Raw genomic sequence first — 18,509 nt, forward strand, 5'->3', positions numbered from 1 at the left:
TAATCTATTCGTTATATCCCATCATGCCAGATACTATAACCAGAAGTACCTGCAGCTTTATGCGACCAAGATATGCTCTTATATTTAAGCATAATCTCTTCATACGGGATTGATTCTGTATTATTTATAGAGTGTGGATACGATGAAGATACAGATACTACTCTGGCATCAGCCAATGTTAATTCATAAAAAACTTCCAACTTCCCAGCAGAATTCGTTCTATAGAAGAAAAAATGTGCCGTTAGTTTTTCATTTGAGGTAATGGAAACCCCTAAGAGCGGAGAGGATTTATCGATAGGCTTTACTAATTGTATCGGATGATGAGCTACATTATCATCTCGTGTTATAGTATGGTTCAATCCTAATACCTGTATCTGATCTTCATGTCCAGACTGATAACGATTACCGATAGAATCTATAGTAGAACAGCCAGAAGAAATTAATCCCTGCTGATCACCTTCCAAAGTTAGGTAAATAAGATATGACATTTGACATCCTTTTTTCTATTCAATCATCCACGTGTAATACTTTCTTTTAAAACTAGCATTACATCGAACTGATTTAAATACAGCAACCGAATCGCAGAGATCCTTGTATTACAATCCCCGCATTTTGATAAACCATTCTCATTAATCTACCGCATCTATAGACTTTCCCCCACAAACCCCACCACATGCTCCACAAACGCTTCCGGATGGGAGATAAACGGCGCGTGGGCGGCTTTTGGTATTACCACGGAAGTAGAGTGCGGGTACTGTTCGTCCATCAGCGCGGCGACTTTGCGCGGCACCAGCCCGTCCAGCGCGCCGTAAAGGCGCAGGAACGGCATCGTCAGTGTGGTCAACGGTTCACGCAGGTCGGTATCGCGCAGAATCCCCAGCCCGGCGTTCAGCACGTCGGTAGTAGGCGCCGGTTGGCCGGACAGCGCCACTTTCAGCAAGCGGGCGTCTTTTCTGGCGTTTTCGGTACCCAGCGTCTGCAACGCCAGAAAGCGCTCGATGGTGCCGAGGAAATCGTCGCTCAGCATTTGCTGGAAACCGGATAACACCTGCGGGCGGATGCCCGGCCAGCTATCGCGCGCTTCAAAGCAAGGGGACGACGCCAGCGTGATCAGCGCATTGACCCGTTCCGGCGCGCTCAGCGCCGCCTGGCTGGCCACCAGCCCGCCCAGCGACCAGCCTAACCACACCGCCCGCTCCGGCGCCTGCGACAGTACCTGCTGCGCCATATCGGCAAGCGACATCACCCCGAATCCCTGACTCTGCCCATAACCCGGCAGGTCCACCCGGTGCAGCCTGAAATGCGGGGCCAGCCGCATGACGATGCTGTTCCACACCTGCGAATTCATTCCCCAACCGTGCAGCATCACAAGTTCGCATGTTCCTTCCCCTTCCGTTTGCCAGTGCAGTGCTTCCATGGGTTATGTTGTCCTCCGTCAGAAATGGAATGATTCAGGCCACGCCGCCCGGCATGCCTGATGACTCAGGGAAATGCGATGTTGACGATCATGGCACAGTGCTGGCTCTGCCAGCAGCCGCTCTATCATAGTCATCACGGGATTTGCAGTCACTGTCGCCGTCATCTGCCGCAGCCGGTCGCCTGCTGTCCGCGCTGCGGCCTGCCTTCGGCGTCCGGCACCCTGCCGTGCGGACGGTGCCTACAACAGCCGCCGCCGTGGCAGTCGTTGCTGTTTGTCAGCGATTATCGGCCGCCGCTGAGCACGCTGCTCAAACGCGTCAAATTTCAGGGGCGCACCGAACTGGCGCCGGCGCTGGCGCGGCTGATGCTGCTGCAATGGCTGGCACGCCGCCGGGATACCGCCCTGAGCCTGCCCGCCGCGTATCCGCGGCCTGACGCCATCGTCACCGTTCCTCTGCACCGACGGCGCCACTGGCGGCGCGGCTTCAACCAGACCGACCTGCTCGCGCGTCTGCTGGCGCGCTGGCTGGGCTGCGCGTATCACCCCGCCGCGCTGGTCCGCGTGCGTCCTACCGTTCCCCAGCAGACGCTGGGCGCCCGTTCCCGTCGCCGCAACCTGCGCGGCGCGTTCGAGTGTCGGTATGACGTCAATGGCAAACGGTTAGTGTTGCTGGACGATGTGGTGACCACCGGCAGCACGGCGGCGGAAGTCAGCCGGGCCTTACGCCACGCCGGCGCGCGGCAGGTTCAGGTGTGGTGTCTATGCCGCACCTTGTCGTAACCGCCGGGATGGGCGTATTATAACCAACTGGCGTAGTCAACTATTGAGTTAACATTATGATTCGTATTACCGACGCTGCTCAGGAGCACTTTGCCAAGCTGCTGACCAAACAGGAAGAAGGCACCCAGATCCGTGTCTTCGTCATCAATCCCGGTACCCCGAACGCCGAGTGCGGGGTGTCTTACTGCCCGCCCGATGCCGTCGAACCGAACGATACCGAGCTAAAGTTTGAGAAACTGTCTGCCTACGTGGACGAACTCAGCACGCCGTATCTGGAAGACGCCGAGATCGACTTCGTGACCGACCAGTTAGGTTCTCAGCTGACGTTAAAAGCGCCGAACGCCAAGATGCGCAAAGTCGGCGACGACGCTCCGCTGATGGAGCGCGTGGAGTATGTGCTGCAATCTCAGATCAACCCGCAGCTGGCCGGTCACGGCGGCCGCGTAACGCTGATGGAAATCACTGAGGAAGGTTACGCCATTCTGCAGTTCGGCGGCGGCTGCAACGGCTGTTCCATGGTGGATTACACCCTGAAGGAAGGCATCGAAAAAGAGCTGTTGCAGAAATTCCCGGAGCTGAACGGGGTGCGTGACCTCACCGAGCATCAGCGCGGCGAGCACTCCTATTATTGATAGGGCGTCACGCCGATATTGATAGGACGTCACGCCAATATCGATAGAACGTCATGCCGATAATTGATAGGACGTCATACCGCTCGGATGCCATGATGCGGTACGGCGCTTACCTGATGCGAAGCTGACGATAGGTTCCGTCGAGCCGGTTTTGATTATCACGGGCGGCCAGTCACCTGACCGCCCGTCGTTTTTCCCGGCGACGCTCACTCGCCACTCAGGCTTTTTTCGTTTCTTTTTTCGTTTCTTTTTTTTGTCTTCTTTCTTCGTCTCTTCTGGCTTCTCATCACCTGCCGTTTTCACCGTTTTCCGGGTCCGCGACGGCACCGGTCCGCCACGGCGCAAATCGATATCCCGAATCAGCCGCTCCAGATAGCGGTCGGTAAAAATGGAATCCAGCGAACGGCTCAGCTTGCGCCGCCAGTTGGGATATTCCTGATGAGTGCCCGGCACATTCACCGGCGTCGCCATGTCCAGCCAGTCCTCAAGCTGCAATCCCAGCAGCGCGCTGGCGCTGTCGGCCAGATAGCGCTGCACCCCACGGTTAAGCTGGGCGCTCATGGTCGTGAGCGAGGCATTACGCCCGACCCGCTGCGGCAGCAAGCCTTGCTCATGCAGGGCGTCAAGCAGCCCCTGCTTGGCGCTTTCCCGCGCGTCGTGCTGCTGTTGCAATAATGCGTCGGTGGGATACAGCCCAAGATCCTTGCCCAGCGTCAGGTCGACGCCCTGCCAGTAGCCACGCAGCGTCGCCAGATCATGGGTGGTGATGGTCGCCATTGAGCGGGGCGGATACGCGTCCGGCGCGCGAAAACGATCGTGCTGATCCTTTTCAAAAAACAAGCACCTTATAGGAATAAATACTGTTGTCAGGCAGTTTATTGACGATCTCCTCCGGCACCGTCCCCAGATCCTCGCCGATCACCAGACAGCGATGACGATGGCTTTCCAGCGCCAGGATCCCCAGCAGGTCATCCACCGGATACCGCACATAGGCGCCGTGGGTAGCGGTGTGGCCGTTCAGAATCCACCACAGCCGCAGCAGCCCCATCACATGGTCGATACGCAGCGCGCCGCTGTGCGCCATATTACTGCGCAGCAGGTCGATAAACGGCTGATAGCCGCGCTGGCGCAGCAGAATCGGGTGCATCGGCGTCAGGTTCCAGTTCTGTCCGCCCGGCCCCAGCGGGTCCGGCGGCGCGCCAAGCGTCACCGACATGCAGTGCAATTGCTGATCGCCCCAGGTATCCACGCCGCCCTGCGCCACCCCCACCGCCAGATCGCGGTACAGGCCGATAGGCATGCCCAGTTGTTTGCTGTGGGAAAAACAGGCCGCCAGCTGTTCATGCGCCAGCCACTGTAGCCAGCAATAAAACCGCACGTCGTCGGCGTGCTCCTGGCGGAATCGCAGCGAGGCGTCGCTGCGCGCGTCGTGGTATTCCCGCGGCCACTGCAACCAGTCGGCGGCCGGTTGGCCCTGCGTCTTCAGCCACGCCTGCAACGCGTCGTAAGTCGCCTGCTGCAACAGGCTTTCATCGTGGGTTTTCAGAAATTGCTGGAAGGCGGTCTTGCGCGGGTCCAGTGCGTTGCGGCGATTGAAGTGATTGAACGCCAGCCGCAGCGCCGTCAGTTTCAGGCTGGTGACCGCGGCGTAATCCACCCAGCGGCTGGCACGGGCGGCGGTCAGCCGCCGCTGAACGTCGTCCTGTTTCCACCACTCGCCGGCGGCATCGCTCTGATGAAAATCATCCACCTGATTCACATCGATATAGATAACATTCAGCCAGTTGCGCGATGACGGGCTGTACGGGCTGGCGGCCTCCGGCTCTGCCGGATAAAGCGCGTGCAACGGGTTAAGGCCGACAAACGCGCCTCCCCGGCGCGCCACCTGTTCCACCAGCGTTTTCAGGTCGCCGAAATCGCCGATCCCCCAGTTATCCGACGAGCGCAGGGTATAAAGCTGCACCATGACGCCCCACCAGCGTTTGCCCTGCGTCAGCGGGTCCGGTTCGTAACACCGCGCCGGCGCCACAATCACCCGGCACGGCCACTGCTGTTCGCCCTGCGTCAGTATCAACTGGTGATAGCCGAGCGGCAGGTTGTCCGGCAACGCCAGCTCCGCCTGCCCGGTCGATCGCCCTTCGATGATGCCGCCTTTTTCATAGGTGAGCGTCCAGCCATACTCGCCCTCGTCGCGCAGCGGCAACTTATTCTGTTGCCCCTGACGGAACACGCACACCGAAGGCAACGGCGCTACCGCCGGATCCGCCACATCAAGCAGTTGCAGCAGTTTATCGCGGGTTTCCTGGTCTATCGCCTGTTCATTACCGTAAGCATCTTTATAGGTATCAGCGATCCCCGGATGTTGGGGTACAGATTTTTTTGCTTTCAACGCCATGGTATTGATTCCTTAATCACGCATCGTCCAGATGCGTTTCTGATAATCATGAATTGCCCGATCGGCACTGAACATCCCCATACGGGCGGTATTCAAAATGCAGCGACGCGTCCATTCATCAGGTTCACGATACAGCTCATCCACACGCTGTTGAGCCTGGCAGTAAGGTGCGAAATCGGCCAGCACCAGATAGGGGTCCCCCAGTTTCAGCAGGCTATCCAGCAGAGGGGCGAACGCCGTTTTATCCCCATGGCTGAAGGTTCCGTCGGCCAGCTCGTCGAGGATTTCCTTGAGCAATGGATGCGCGGCAATGTAGCGAGCGGGTTTATAGCCGCCGGCGGTGAGTTTTTTCACCTGTTCGACGGTATGCCCGAAGATAAACAGATTCTCCGCGCCCACTTCCTGCGCCATCTCCACATTGGCGCCGTCCAGGGTGCCCACCGTCAGCGCGCCGTTCAACGCCAGCTTCATGTTGCCGGTACCGGACGCCTCCTTGCCCGCCGTGGAAATCTGCTCCGACACGTCAGCGGCCGGAATAATCCGCTCCGCCAGCGACACACGGTAATCCGGCAAAAAGACCACTTTCAGGCGGTCATTCACCCGCTTGTCCCGGTTAATGTGCTCCGCCACGCAGTTGATGGCGTAAATAATGTTTTTTGCCAGCACGTACCCCGGCGCCGCCTTGGCGCCAAACAGAAAAAGGCGCGGCACGATATCCAATCCGGGGTCGGCAAGCAATCGCTTATACAGCGATAAAATATGCAGCAAATTCAGATGCTGCCGCTTGTATTCATGCAACCGTTTGATTTGCACATCAAACAGCGAGGCAGGGTCGACACGGATGCCGTATTCGCGCTGCAAAAATTGCGTCAGTTGCGTTTTGTTGTCCTGCTTGATGTGGCGGTAACGCGCCCGGAACGCGCTGTCCTGCGCGTAGGGCGCCAGCCCGCCCAGCAGCGTCAGCCGGTTGCCCCATTCGGTGCACAGAGTATCGTCAATCAGCGAAGAGAGCGCCGGATTGCACTGTTTCAGCCAGCGCCGCGGCGTAATGCCGTTGGTGACATTGTGAAATTTTGTCGGCCACAGCTGGTAATATTCCGGAAACAGGTCGCGCACCACCAGATCGGAGTGCATCTGCGCCACGCCATTGACCGCAAAACAGGCCACCACGCACAGGTTCGCCATTCTCACCTGACGGCGATGCACCACCGCCAGCCGCGCCCAAACCTGCCGATCGCCCGGCCAGCGCGCCTCCACCTGCTGATGCAGGCGCTCATTAATCGTTTTGATAATCGACAGATGACGCGGCAGCAGCCGGCCGAACAGCCGTTCGTCCCAGCACTCCAGCGCCTCCGGCATCAGGGTATGATTGGTGTAGGCGAACAGGCGCCTAGTCAGCCGCCAGGCCTGTTCCCACGGCATTTCGTGCTCGTCCAGCAACAGGCGCAGGGTTTCGGGGATCGCCAGCGTCGGGTGGGTATCGTTCAACTGCACCACTTCATACTCGGGCAACGTCTCCAGCGGCCTTCCTGCGCGCTCATGCCGCCGGAAGATGTCCGACACGGCGCAGGCGCACTGAAAATACTGCTGCATCAGGCGCAGTTTTTTACCTGCCGCATGATTGTCGTTCGGGTAAAGCACCTTAGTCAGACTGGCGGCGGCGATGCCTTGCTGTTCGGCTTTCAGGTAATGGCCGGCGTTGAACTGCTCAAGATCAAACGGGTCGCTATGGGTGGCCTGCCACAATCGCAGCGGTTGCACCCTGCCATTGCGATAACCGATAACCGGGATATCGGTGGCCTCGCCGACGATAACCTGCTCCGGTATCCAGCGTTCGCTGCCGTCCGCCTGTTTCACCAGTTCGCCGCCGAAACCAACCTCCACCGCCAGCTCCGGACGCGGACGCGCCCAGGGGTAGCTGTCGCGCAGCCAGTCGTCCGGCGTTTCCCGCTGAAAGCCGGCGTCAAAATGCTGGCGGAATAAACCGTACTGATAATGCAGACCATAACCGATCGCCGGCTGGCCGACCGTCGCCATCGCGTCCAGATAACAGGACGCCAGCCGCCCTAACCCGCCGTTGCCGAGCGCCGGGTCGGTTTCCTGCTCCAGCACGTCGCTCAGCGCCAGCCCCTGCTGCGCCAGCGCCTCCGCCACCGCGTCATACCAGCCCAGATTGAGCAGATTGTTGCCGGTCAGGCGGCCGGGCAGGAATTCCATCGACAGATAATTGACATGCCGCGCCGCCGCAGGCGCGGCGTCGGGCGGGAGCAGGTCGGCAGACGTCAACACATCCAGTTGCTCCGTCAGCGCAGCGCTCACCAGTTGCCAGCACTGACGCAACGACAGCGCCTGCAAGGACGGTTGAGCGCACGCCTGCAACTGACGCTGCAGGTCGGCGGCGAACCGGGAAGGATTGAATGATGGTGACATCGTGCCTCTCTCCTCTGTCAGTGATGGAAAAAGGCACGTCGGGATCAGCACAACTCCAACTGTACCTTATGTTGTTCGATGATTTTCAGCACACTGGGCGGTGGTAACTGATCGGTAAAAAGATAGTCGATCAAATCCATGTTACCCAAATTGACCATAGCGTTACGGCCAAACTTCGAATGGTCCGTCACCAGCATCACGCAGCGGGAGTTTTCGATAATCGCCCGTTTGGTGCGTACCTCGTGGTAATCAAACTCCAGCAGCGAGCCGTCCATATCAATACCGCTGATTCCCAAAATGCCGAAATCGAGCCGGAACTGAGAAATAAAATCCAGCGTGGCCTCGCCGATGATGCCGCCGTCCCGGCTGCGCACCTCGCCTCCCGCCAGAATCAGGCGAAAATCTTCTTTGGCGGTCAGCAACGTCGCCACATTCAGGTTGTTGGTGACCACCCGCAAATCTTTATGGTTCATCAGCGCGTGGGCCACCGCCTCCGGCGTAGTGCCGATATCAATAAAAAGCGTAGCACCATCCGGAATCTGGCTGGCGACTTGCCTCGCAATCCTGGCTTTTTCATCAGACCACATCATTTTGCGATCGTGATAGGCGGTATTGACTGAACTGGAGGGCAACGCCGCCCCACCATGATGACGATGGATCTTGTTCTGCTCCGCCAGATCGTTCAGATCGCGGCGAATGGTCTGCGGGCTGACCGCAAAATGCTCCACCAGCTCCTCGGTACTGACGTATCCCTGCCGACGCACCAGGTCGATAATGGCGTCATGCCGCTGTGTTTGCTTCACATTGATCCCCTCAAACAGATCCCTTCAAACACCGACATGCCGTCATGCCGGCCAATTAAGAAACCGCGCCTCGCAGGCAAAACAACGCACGGCCATGCAGTAGCCACTGCGCGCCCTTCTGCCACTCATTCGGATTTCGGTAAACGGTATGATGCCATTAACGGTGTCTGTTGCGTGTATCCCACCATGCCATCAGCAAGCCAATGACCAGCCCCGCGACATGCGCCGCATTGGCGATCGACATGCCCAAAATATCGAAATAACCCGCCACCAGCCACACCAGCGCGAACGCCATCAAACCACGCTGAAGATGCAGCGAGCCATCCGGCTCACGCTCGCCGCGCAGCCAGACGTACCCCATCAGGGCGTACACCACGCCGGACAGGCCGCCGAAATAGACGCCGCTGAACCAGGACTGCACCCACCCGCTGAGCGCAGACGACAATAACAGAATCACGCACAGCCGCCGGGTGCCGAGCACGCGCTCCACCGGGCCGCCGAGATACCACCACCACATCAGGTTGAACAGCAGATGCAGCAGCGAGAAATGCAGCAGCGCGTGGCTGAACCAGCGCCAGAGCTGCAGGGTCTGCGTGCTGTCCGGAAAGGCTAACAGCACCATCATGCGCTCTACGCCGTAGGCCTGCATCAACAGGTAGACGGCGATGGCGACCACCAGCACCCCCAGCGTCAACGGTCCCGCGCGCTGGCGCAGCGTCTGCAGGTAGGAAAACGACGGGTAACGCAGCCCGCTGTCGGTGGTGCCGTTCTGCCAGCTGGCCGCCTGATAACGCTCATGCCAGGGCTCTTGCAGGAAGCGCGCCAGTTCCTGCTTCACCCGCTCCTGCTGGCTTTCGTCCGGCAGCCAGATATCCACTTCGCTCCCGTTGATGCGGACAACCAGCCGCACCTGATGCGTGTGCATATAGTCGACAAACGCCTGCGCCAGACGCGGATTGGATAACGCAACAATTCGGATCATGACAATAGCCCAACGCTTCCCGCCAATGAATTTATGTCTTCGATTCTAAAACATTTACCGCCCGGAGCGCAGCGCAATAACCGTTCATAACCTCTGCTATTTCCGTTTGGATGTGATGGCTTTCACATCTATCAGGCATTCGTCGTGACAGGCTCCCTTGCCGCCCGGCGGGAGTGCGGCGAATTTTTGTTTACTTCCGTTTTGTCCGACATCCTATGATCGCGGTCACTTTTCAACCAGGGTGGCTCCATTACTCTCATTCAAGAGGTGTTAAGGGTATGTTTCTTGAAGAACGCAGAAACAAGATTCTGGAATATCTGGATCAATACGATCGCGTCAGCGTGGAATATCTGGCCGCTATTTTCTCTGTCACCAGAGAAACCATACGCAGCGACCTGAACGCCCTGGCCCGGCAACGGCTGATTCAGCGTTGCCACGGCGGCGCCGTTATTATTCGCCGCAGCCTGCAATCTCAGCTGATTACCGAAACCGGAAAAGATTTCGAGGTCCTGTTAAAGAAAATAAAAAATCAGGTCAGAAATAAAAGCGTAGGAAAAAAGGATAAAACCATGAAGGGTAAAGTCTGTATTCTTGGCTCGTTTAATGTGGATATTGTCGCCAGGGTCGCGCGTTTTCCCAAAGGCGGGGAATCGTTGCTGGCGCAAGGCAGCGCGCTGGGTCCGGGAGGGAAAGGCGCGAATCAGGCCATGGCCGCCAGCATGGCCGGCGCGAAAGTGCATTTCGTTTCCAAAGTCGGGAAAGATCAATTCAGCCATTTCGCTTACGAGCATTTATCAAAATCCGCCATTCATTCATTTAAATTATATCAGTCCGACACGGAACCAACCGGCAACGCCATTATTTATGTCTCGCTACAGAATGGCGAAAATATGATTGCCATTTATTCCGGCGCCAATAAAACGCTGACCGACGAAGAAATTGCCGAAATTATGCCCGAGCTGGAAGACGCGGACGTATTACTGCTGCAAATGGAAAATAATTTCCCGGCCACGCTGAGCGCCATGAAACTGGCAAAGGCGCTCGACACGCAAATTATCCTCAACCCGGCCCCGTATTCCGACGATGTTTTATCCTGCCTCGATTATGTGGATATCATCACCCCGAATGAAACCGAAGCTTCATTGCTGTCCGGCATTGAGATCAACAATCTGGACAGCGCCAGACAAGCCGCGCAGAAAATCCACGCGCTTGGCGCCGCGCGGGTCATCATCACCATGGGCGCCAACGGCGCACTGCTGTTCGACGGCCAGCAATTCCAGCACATCCCGGCCTTTCCCGCCGTCAGCGTGGATACCACCGGCGCCGGCGATGCCTTCAACGGCGCGTTCGCCGCCGCCGTAGCCGGCGGACAAAGCGTGGCGCAGGCCGCCACCTATGCCAATGCGTTCGCCTCTCTGGCGGTCGAACGGGAAGGCGCCGCCAATATGCCAACCCAGCAGCAGGTAACGAACCGGCTGGCGCAGCGCTGATTTACCCACACCTTATTTTAAACACCCCGAACAGATTGTCGGGCAAGGAGAAAAATAATGAAGAGCATCGAAGGTATCGTTCCCGTCATGCTGACCCCGTTTAACACCAGAAACGACATCGACTACCCCGGTCTGGCGAAGCTGATCGACTGGTATCTGGACAAGGGGGTGGACGCGCTGTTCGCCGTCTGCCAGTCCAGTGAAATGCTGTTTCTCAGCCTGCAGGAGCGTGTGGATCTGGCGCGTTTCGTGGTGGAGCGCGTCGCGGGGCGCATACCGGTGATCGCGTCCGGCCACATCAGCGACGCTATCGACGACCAGATTGCCGAACTGACAGCGATGGCGGAAACCGGCATCGACGCGCTGGTGCTGGTCACCAATCATCTGGACCCGAAAAACCAAGGTTCAGCGACGTTTTTCAGCACGCTGGACACCTTGCTGGCGGCGCTGCCGGCAACGCTGCCGCTCGGCCTGTACGAATGTCCGGCGCCGTATCGCCGCCTGCTGACGGATGACGAACTGATGCACTGCGCCAACAGCGGCCGCTTCGTGGTGCTCAAAGACGTGAGCTGCGACCTGCCAACGGTAGAACGCCGGGTCAAACTCACCGCCGGCACGCCGCTGAATATCATCAACGCCAACGCCGCCATCGCTTTTCCGGCGATGCGCGCCGGCTCCAAAGGCTTTAGCGGCGTGTTCACCAACTTCCACCCGGAGTTGTATCAGTGGCTGTATTCGCACAGCCAGCAGCAGCCGGAACTGGCGCAGGAACTGGCGACCTTTCTGTCGCTGGCGGCGGTCACCGAAACGCTGGGTTACCCCAAGAACGCCAAAATCTACCATCAGCGCCTCGGCACCTTTGAACACGATAACTGTCGGGTGACCAAAGACAACGTACTGGAGAAATTCTGGGCCTTGACGGTGATCCTGGATCAGATTCATCAGGGAACGGAACACTACCAGAAAAAAATTCAGCAACGATAACGTCACTGCCGTCAGGTATATTGTCCGGCGAGTGGAAATAATACCGTTATTTCCGCCCGCCGGCTAATGGCATGCTCTTGTCATTCACCAGGAATAACCCGCTATGATTATTTGCGATCAACAAGATTGGGGTCGGGAGAAATACGCGTTACATCCGATTATTCATCAGGCTATCGATTATATTTCCACGACCGACTTCACTGCTATGCCGACCGGGAAATACGACATTATTCCCGGAAAAATGTTCTGCCTATTACAGGAATTCACGACAGAGCCTGCGGAGGAAAGGCTGGCGGAATCACATTTCCAGTTTGTCGACATCCAATATTTATTACAGGGGGAAGAAACCATCGGCGTCGCACGCGGCAGCCGCAACAATACCGTGATTGAAGACAAAAGCGAGCACCACGATATTGTCTTTTATCGTGATATTCAAAACGAAAGTTTTATTTCATTAACACCAGGCATGTTTGCCGTTTTCTTTCCGGAAGATCTGCACCGGCCATGCTGTCAAAGCCAGGGCCAGTCTTTTATTCGCAAAGCGGTTATTAAAATTCACATCAGTTTATTTACGGATTGCTGATTATTATGAAAAACGCCACCTCTACCTTACAAGATAATACGGTTATCACCACCTCGCCGATTACCCGCTTACGTTGGGGAATCATTTTCATTCTGTTAATGGCGGCAGTCATCAATTACCTGGACCGCGCCAACTTAAGTATCGCCAATACCACCATCGCCAAAGAGTTCGGTTTCAGCGCTACCCAGATGGGCATGTTGCTTTCCGCCTTCCTGTGGCCTTACGCGCTCGCCAATCTGCCGGCCGGCTGGCTGGTGGACAAACTGGGGCCGAAAAAAATGTTTTCCGGCGCGGTGGGGCTGTGGTCAACCTTTACCGTGCTGGCCGGGTTCATCAACGGCTATTCCATGTTCTATGGATTGCGTATGTTGCTGGGTATCGCCGAGTCGCCCTTTTTCACCTCGGGCATTAAAATCACCCATCGCTGGTTTTCCGCCCGCGAACGCGGCCTGCCGACCGCCATCATCAATACCGGTTCGCAGATCGCCAACGCCGTTGCGCCGCCGATTCTGACCGTGCTGCTGCTGACGCTGGGCTGGCGCGGCATGTTCATCGCCATCGGTCTGGCGGGCATACCGCTGCTGCTGGTCTGGCTGAAGTTTTATCGCGAACCGACCGCGGCCGAAGAGCGCGACATTCACGTCGAGGCAGCGGCGGCGACATCCAGCGACGAGACGGCCAAAAGCCAGCCAGGCTGGGGCGCGCTGTTCCGGCATAAAACCACCTGGTTCATGATTCTGGGTAACTTCTCCATCATGTTTACCATCTGGGTTTATCTGACCTGGCTGCCGGGCTATCTGGAAAAATCCCTCGGCTTCACGCTGAAACAAACCGGTTGGATTGCCTCCATCCCGTTCCTCGCCGGCATTCTCGGCGTGCTGTGCGGCGGGGCGATTTCCGATCGTCTGATTCGCCGCGGCGTCAACACCATCACCGCCCGTAAAATCCCCATCGTAATGGGAGCGGCGCTGGCAGCCTGCTTTGTGGCGCCGATTCCGTTCGTCAGCAACACCTCACTGTCCATTCTGCTGTTATCGCTGGGCTATTTCTGCTCGCAGTTGCCCTCCGGGGTCATCTGGACGCTGGCGACCGACATTGCGCCCAAAGAGCAGGTCGCGTCACTCGGCGCTATTCAGAACTTCGGCGGCTTTCTGGGGGCGGCCAGCGCGCCCATCATCACCGGCGTGATTCTGGATGCCACCGGGGTGTTCACCAATGTTTTCTTTCTGGGTGCGGGCTTGCTGATGCTCGGGGCGTTGAGCTACGGCCTGTTCGTCAAAAAGCCGCTTATTGAAAAATAACCATCCGCTACGACGAAGGGTGACTTACGGCGCCCTTCGTCGTACAGAACCTACGCTGCATTATCAGTAACCAACCTTAACGGTCAGCCCAGCCCATAAAAAGTCAAACTATTGATTTATAAATCAATAATGCGTTTTACTTCATCATCTCAACATTCCTCAGCATAAATACTTTATTCACAGTATTACTTTTATCGATCGGTTTTAGGAAAATGATAGATTATATAAATTAAAATAGGGTTAATGATCGTTTTAAACGATTTTCATATTGGTTACATAAGCGCTAGATTAATTTGTAGAAAATAACAGCACTAATAGCGGTGATTATTTATGCAATGAATGAACTATTCGTGATACGCCTGATTCCGGTATTGACGAAAGAAAAAAGAATTTTTGCTTTCGAGCTCTTCCTAAACCAGAGAATATCCATCAATCCTACCAACAAGGGAAACACAGGTCATTCATCATGGATAACGAATAAATTTCAGCTCTTTCTTATCAAATTAAACTATATCAGGGAGACATCCACACTTTCATCGTCCCCTTCCAGAAAAATAGTCATCGGGTTGGATCGGGATCTTTTGGTTTTTATTCTAAATGATAAAAACATAAAGGAAGAGATCGCCTCTATAAAAGAGGTGAGGTTTATTATTGACGCCAGCATAGACATTATCAACAACCGTAATGACTATCGACTAATAAAAGAATTATCTGCGATATCAAAAATATGGCTAAACGACTTCGGCACCGGTAACACCAGTGTCACTTCATTAAAAATGAGGACATTTGAGCATATTAAAATCAACAGAGATTTCATGTTGCGATACGGGAATATGAATTTCTTTCGTAAAATGCTAGACGATATCAATACATGGAGCGACGGCGCAATATTGACCGGCATAGACAGTGACGAACTGCGTCGCCAATTCTCCGCCACGATGTTTTACGGCATGCAGGGAGAATTATGGAGCACTATTATTCTGACTATAGGCGACCATGCGTTGCGCACCCCCTTGCCTGGTCTCATTCGACCATAATCACACCATATTCAGGGAGCACGCGGGTTACATGAATATCACCGCAGCCGAACTCGAAGCGGCTATCAGGGAAAATCGTGGGTTGGCGCTCAGCTACCAGCCTATTCTAAATGTTGGCACTCGACGAATCGACAGCGCTGAGGCGCTGCTGCGCTGGCGTCATCACGAGCAGGGGCTCGTCTCTCCGGTGCTGATCATTCCACTGGCCGAACAGGCCGGGCTGATGAACAAACTGGGAGACTGGGTACTCACCGAAGTCTGTCGACAGCACAGGGAAATCCCGAATTGCAGCCTTTCAATCAATGTTTCCCCTCAGCAGCTGGAGCAGGAAGGGTTTGCCGATAACATCGCCATGACGCTGGAGCACGCCCGTTGCAACGGTGGAAAAATTGAAATCGAAATCACCGAAAACCATCAACTGAATAATACCAACCACGTCAGAAAGAATATTCGCCAATTACGCGATCTGGGTATTACCGTCGCTCTGGATGATTTTGGATCAGGCTACGCAGACATTCATTATCTTTACCAGTATGAATTCGACAAGGTGAAAATGGATAGAAGCCTCATCGCCCAGCTCGGTAAAAACAAAAAGAACGATCTACTGGTTGAATCGTTAATCCGGGTTTTGCACAAGATGGATATTTCCGTTACGGCGGAAGGCGTGGAAAGCGAAGCGCAACTGCGCATGCTGGAAACATTGCAGTGCGATCGTATACAGGGCTTTATCATTTCCAACCCCATCGAGGCCAGTCGGTTGACAACATTTATACAGGCTTATCGCCGGTAATATAACCGCGCCTAATAATTCCAGTTTCAGCGAAACGGCGACTGGAAATATGGCGGGAATAAAAGCGGAAACCACGCTCTGAAAATACCGCATGACTTTAATTTTATCGCACCACTTTTATCGCACCGGGGAAAATATGTATATACCAGCAGAGGCGACACTCAGAGACGTCATCGATTCATTGCTTAGCGAGTTGACTATCATCAACTATCTTTGTTTGGCCGCCAGCATGAACCAGTATGTGCGTAAGCAGAACATACGGACGCTAAACTCGCAGGAATTCCGTTTCCTGACCACCCGGCTGAAACGTATAAAAATCGACGTAAACCAACTGTCTGAGCTGAATGATGACGACAAGGCGCATCTGCGCAAAGCATGTCATGACATTATCCAGTTCATCGAAGACCGCCAGCCAGAGCGTTCTTCCACCGCCGTTACCGGTTAATGGCGGCACGCTAACCAACAACGAAGGCGCGCGCCGTACCGGTTCACCGTCATCCCGCCGCGACATCCTGCGGAAAACGTGTTTGCCAGGCGTCGAAACCGCCATCCACGCTGTATACGGCTTCAAAACCAAGGCTTAACAGGTAATTCGCCGCGTTGCGGCTGCTGATGCCGTGATAGCACATCACCATCACCGGCTGCTCAAAATCGGCGCCGCGTACAAAATCCGCCAGGGTTTCGTTGGTCAGATGGGTCGAGCCGGGCACATGTGCGGCGCCGAAGCTCTGCGGATCGCGAATATCCACCAGCACATTGCCTTGCTGCCAGCGCTGATACGCCTGTTCAATATCGATTGCCTCGAACTGCTCCATTGCCTGCCTCATGTTTCTTAATGAATGGTGGTTATTATCGAATGGTGTGCCTTGCACTGCATTGCGCGCATTGTAACCCACTCACCGCGCCGATAGACCGGATAAACCACAGGGATATAGGGGATTACAGGCCAAACATCACCGGGAAAACCCCGTTCCAGCCGTACCAAAGCGGTTATCTTTAAGTAAATCAGGCGCGAAACTGTTAGCTGCATCACGCGTAAATGTTTTTAATTGGTTAACGCTTGGCTAACATGTTTGTTTTCGATTAATATCGTGAGCGAAAACGAACATTATGGCTTTTGGCGAAAGTGTTGCTTTTGGCAAACAAAAATGTGGCTTTGGGCAAAATTGTCGCTTTTAACGAATATGACTGCTTTTGACGTGGCGGAGGAGAAAACGTGGAAACCAAAGATCTGATCGTGATCGGCGGAGGCATTAACGGTACCGGCATAGCGGCGGATGCCGCCGGGCGCGGACTGTCCGTTCTGTTGCTGGAAGCGCAGGATTTGGCCTGCGCCACCTCTTCCGCCAGCTCAAAACTGATTCATGGCGGCCTGCGCTACCTGGAACACTATGAGTTCCGGCTGGTGGGGGAAGCGCTGTCCGAACGCGAAGTACTGCTGAAAATGGCGCCGCACATCATTTTTCCGATGCGTTTTCGCCTGCCGCACCAGCCGCATCTGCGTCCGGCCTGGATGATTCGCGCCGGTTTGTTCATGTACGACCATCTGGGCAAACGCGTCAGCCTGCCGCCCAGCCACGGGCTGCGATTCGGCCGCGAATCGGTGCTGAAACCAGAACTGACGCGCGGTTTCGAATATTCCGACTGCTGGGTGGACGATGCCCGCCTGGTGGTGCTGAACGCGCAGGAAGTGGTGCGCCGCGGCGGCGAGGTGAAAACGCGCATGACCGTCACCCGCGCCCGCCGCGAAAACGGCCTGTGGGTGGTGGAAGCCGAAGATGCCCTGAGCGGCGAGACCCATCGCTGGCAGGCGAAAGGGCTGGTCAACGCCACCGGCCCGTGGGTACGCCAGTTCTTTGACGACAGTCTGGCGCTGCCGTCGCCGTACGGCATCCGGCTGATCAAAGGCAGCCATATCGTGGTTCCGCGCGTGCATCAGGAAGAGCAGGCCTACATTCTGCAGAATAAAGACCACCGCATCGTGTTTGTGATTCCGTGGCAGGATGAGTTTTCCATCATCGGCACCACCGATGTGGAGTACCACGGCGATCCGCATCAGGTGAAGATTGACGACAACGAAATTCGTTATCTGCTGGACGTATACAACGATCACTTCAAAAAACAGCTGACGCGCGACGACATTGTCTGGACCTACTCAGGCGTGCGCCCGCTGTGCGACGACGAATCGGATTCGCCGCAGGCCATCACCCGCGATTATACGCTGTCGGTGGCGGATGAAAGCGGTAAAGCGCCGCTGCTGTCGGTGTTCGGCGGCAAGCTGACCACCTACCGGAAACTGGCGGAACACGCCATGGATAAGCTGGCGAAGTACTACCCGCAAGCGGGCCAGGCCTGGACCAACCGCGCCATCCTGCCCGGCGGCGATATCAGCGGCAGCCGCGAAGATTACGCCGCAACCTTGCGCCGCCGCTACAACCTGCCGGAAGCGCTGGCGCGTCGCTACAGCCGCACTTACGGCACCCAGAGCGAGAAAATACTCGGTAACGCGCAGGCGCTGAGCGATCTGGGTGAACATTTCGGCCATAACCTGTACGAAGCCGAGTTACGTTATCTGGTAGAACATGAGTGGGTTGTCACGCTGGCAGACGCTATCTGGCGCCGCACCAAGCTCGGCATGTGGCTGGACGACGCCCAGCAGCAGCGTATTAGTGAATGGCTGGCGGACTACCGCAGCCAGTTAGCCAAGGCCGGTTAATACTCAAAGTTGGTTAATAGGCTTCCGTGAGGCTTCCGTAGCTAGGAAGCCGCAGCTACGATGTCGTTTTTTCACTAGCGATTCATGTCAGAACAGTGAAAAATTTCGTGCTTGATAACATCGGTTATTCCTTTGCAGCATCATCGCACGCACGACAAGGAGAGGC

General features: G+C 55.8%; 16 protein-coding genes and 1 pseudogene. 10 read left to right on the forward strand and 7 right to left on the reverse strand.

Annotated elements, in window-relative coordinates; all coding sequences use genetic code 11:
* Positions 1–11 precede the first annotated feature (11 nt).
* Together DDA898_RS22590 and bioH are read right to left on the reverse strand one after the other, a co-directional pair.
* Complete coding sequence (locus tag DDA898_RS22590; protein ID WP_071604574.1) at positions 12–488, reverse strand: Hcp family type VI secretion system effector; 477 nt, start codon at positions 486–488, stop codon at positions 12–14.
* Between the two features lie 155 nt (positions 489–643).
* Positions 644–1,417: a pimeloyl-ACP methyl ester esterase BioH gene (gene bioH, locus DDA898_RS19725; RefSeq protein WP_038912105.1), complete on the reverse strand. Its 774-nt coding sequence runs from the start codon at positions 1,415–1,417 to the stop codon at positions 644–646.
* 78 nt (positions 1,418–1,495) lie between these two features.
* On the opposite strand from bioH, the gene gntX reads away from it, so the two are divergent.
* Positions 1,496–2,200: a DNA utilization protein GntX gene (gene gntX / locus DDA898_RS19730; protein WP_038912106.1), complete on the forward strand. Its 705-nt coding sequence runs from the start codon at positions 1,496–1,498 to the stop codon at positions 2,198–2,200.
* A gap of 56 nt (positions 2,201–2,256) precedes the next feature.
* Positions 2,257–2,832, forward strand: coding sequence for a Fe-S biogenesis protein NfuA (gene nfuA, locus DDA898_RS19735; RefSeq protein WP_038912107.1), 576 nt, complete (start codon positions 2,257–2,259; stop codon positions 2,830–2,832).
* Positions 2,833–3,057: 225 nt separating this feature from the next.
* Here the strand turns inward: nfuA and malQ are convergent.
* The 4 genes and pseudogenes from malQ to glpG all read right to left on the reverse strand — a co-directional run.
* A pseudogene (gene malQ / locus DDA898_RS19740) lies at positions 3,058–5,227 on the reverse strand (4-alpha-glucanotransferase); the annotation flags it as partial.
* Positions 5,228–5,239: 12 nt separating this feature from the next.
* Positions 5,240–7,657, reverse strand: a complete 2,418-nt coding sequence (gene malP / locus DDA898_RS19745) for a maltodextrin phosphorylase (RefSeq protein ID WP_038912108.1) — start codon at positions 7,655–7,657, stop codon at positions 5,240–5,242.
* A 44-nt stretch (positions 7,658–7,701) separates the two neighbouring features.
* Entirely contained in the window at positions 7,702–8,460 is a 759-nt protein-coding gene (locus DDA898_RS19750; RefSeq protein ID WP_012768014.1) for a DeoR/GlpR family transcriptional regulator, read from the reverse strand.
* A 157-nt stretch (positions 8,461–8,617) separates the two neighbouring features.
* On the reverse strand, positions 8,618–9,442 hold the full coding sequence (gene glpG, locus DDA898_RS19755; protein WP_038912110.1) for a rhomboid family intramembrane serine protease GlpG: 825 nt from the start codon (positions 9,440–9,442) through the stop codon (positions 8,618–8,620).
* A gap of 278 nt (positions 9,443–9,720) precedes the next feature.
* On the opposite strand from glpG, the gene rbsK reads away from it, so the two are divergent.
* The 7 genes from rbsK to DDA898_RS19790 all read left to right on the forward strand — a co-directional run bounded on the left by rbsK (position 9,721) and on the right by DDA898_RS19790 (position 16,072).
* Positions 9,721–10,932, forward strand: a complete 1,212-nt coding sequence (rbsK, locus tag DDA898_RS19760; protein ID WP_038912111.1) for a ribokinase — start codon at positions 9,721–9,723, stop codon at positions 10,930–10,932.
* A gap of 57 nt (positions 10,933–10,989) precedes the next feature.
* On the forward strand, positions 10,990–11,916 hold the full coding sequence (locus tag DDA898_RS19765) for a dihydrodipicolinate synthase family protein (RefSeq protein WP_038912112.1): 927 nt from the start codon (positions 10,990–10,992) through the stop codon (positions 11,914–11,916).
* Positions 11,917–12,019: 103 nt separating this feature from the next.
* Positions 12,020–12,499, forward strand: a complete 480-nt coding sequence (locus DDA898_RS19770) for a NanQ anomerase/TabA/YiaL family protein (RefSeq protein WP_038912113.1) — start codon at positions 12,020–12,022, stop codon at positions 12,497–12,499.
* A gap of 5 nt (positions 12,500–12,504) precedes the next feature.
* Positions 12,505–13,800, forward strand: a complete 1,296-nt coding sequence (locus tag DDA898_RS19775; protein WP_038912114.1) for an MFS transporter — start codon at positions 12,505–12,507, stop codon at positions 13,798–13,800.
* A gap of 335 nt (positions 13,801–14,135) precedes the next feature.
* Positions 14,136–14,837, forward strand: a complete 702-nt coding sequence (locus tag DDA898_RS19780; protein ID WP_236616685.1) for an EAL domain-containing protein — start codon at positions 14,136–14,138, stop codon at positions 14,835–14,837.
* 31 nt (positions 14,838–14,868) lie between these two features.
* Positions 14,869–15,627 carry an EAL domain-containing protein gene (locus DDA898_RS19785; protein ID WP_236616686.1) on the forward strand — a complete coding sequence of 253 codons (759 nt, stop codon included), beginning with the start codon at positions 14,869–14,871 and terminating at the stop codon, positions 15,625–15,627.
* Positions 15,628–15,763: 136 nt separating this feature from the next.
* Positions 15,764–16,072, forward strand: a complete 309-nt coding sequence (locus DDA898_RS19790) for a hypothetical protein (protein WP_033112120.1) — start codon at positions 15,764–15,766, stop codon at positions 16,070–16,072.
* Positions 16,073–16,121: 49 nt separating this feature from the next.
* Here the strand turns inward: DDA898_RS19790 and glpE are convergent, their stop codons facing one another.
* On the reverse strand, positions 16,122–16,442 hold the full coding sequence (gene glpE, locus DDA898_RS19795; protein ID WP_013319789.1) for a thiosulfate sulfurtransferase GlpE: 321 nt from the start codon (positions 16,440–16,442) through the stop codon (positions 16,122–16,124).
* Positions 16,443–16,843: 401 nt separating this feature from the next.
* Between glpE and glpD the strand changes: the two genes are divergently transcribed.
* Positions 16,844–18,343 carry a glycerol-3-phosphate dehydrogenase gene (gene glpD / locus DDA898_RS19800; protein WP_013319790.1) on the forward strand — a complete coding sequence of 500 codons (1,500 nt, stop codon included), beginning with the start codon at positions 16,844–16,846 and terminating at the stop codon, positions 18,341–18,343.
* Positions 18,344–18,509 lie beyond the last annotated feature (166 nt).

Source organism: Dickeya dadantii NCPPB 898 (assembly GCF_000406145.1).
Classification (GTDB): Bacteria; Pseudomonadota; Gammaproteobacteria; order Enterobacterales; family Enterobacteriaceae; genus Dickeya; species Dickeya dadantii.

Coding starts and splice junctions, on each gene's coding strand:
- DDA898_RS22590 (WP_071604574.1), bottom strand. CDS start 488: ATGTCATATCTTATTTACCTAACTTTGGAAGGTGATCAGCAGGGATTA.
- bioH (WP_038912105.1), bottom strand. CDS start 1,417: ATGGAAGCACTGCACTGGCAAACGGAAGGGGAAGGAACATGCGAACTT.
- gntX (WP_038912106.1), top strand. CDS start 1,496: ATGTTGACGATCATGGCACAGTGCTGGCTCTGCCAGCAGCCGCTCTAT.
- nfuA (WP_038912107.1), top strand. CDS start 2,257: ATGATTCGTATTACCGACGCTGCTCAGGAGCACTTTGCCAAGCTGCTG.
- malP (WP_038912108.1), bottom strand. CDS start 7,657: ATGTCACCATCATTCAATCCTTCCCGGTTCGCCGCCGACCTGCAGCGT.
- glpG (WP_038912110.1), bottom strand. CDS start 9,442: ATGATCCGAATTGTTGCGTTATCCAATCCGCGTCTGGCGCAGGCGTTT.
- rbsK (WP_038912111.1), top strand. CDS start 9,721: ATGTTTCTTGAAGAACGCAGAAACAAGATTCTGGAATATCTGGATCAA.
- DDA898_RS19765 (WP_038912112.1), top strand. CDS start 10,990: ATGAAGAGCATCGAAGGTATCGTTCCCGTCATGCTGACCCCGTTTAAC.
- DDA898_RS19770 (WP_038912113.1), top strand. CDS start 12,020: ATGATTATTTGCGATCAACAAGATTGGGGTCGGGAGAAATACGCGTTA.
- DDA898_RS19775 (WP_038912114.1), top strand. CDS start 12,505: ATGAAAAACGCCACCTCTACCTTACAAGATAATACGGTTATCACCACC.
- DDA898_RS19780 (WP_236616685.1), top strand. CDS start 14,136: ATGAATGAACTATTCGTGATACGCCTGATTCCGGTATTGACGAAAGAA.
- DDA898_RS19785 (WP_236616686.1), top strand. CDS start 14,869: ATGAATATCACCGCAGCCGAACTCGAAGCGGCTATCAGGGAAAATCGT.
- DDA898_RS19790 (WP_033112120.1), top strand. CDS start 15,764: ATGTATATACCAGCAGAGGCGACACTCAGAGACGTCATCGATTCATTG.
- glpE (WP_013319789.1), bottom strand. CDS start 16,442: ATGGAGCAGTTCGAGGCAATCGATATTGAACAGGCGTATCAGCGCTGG.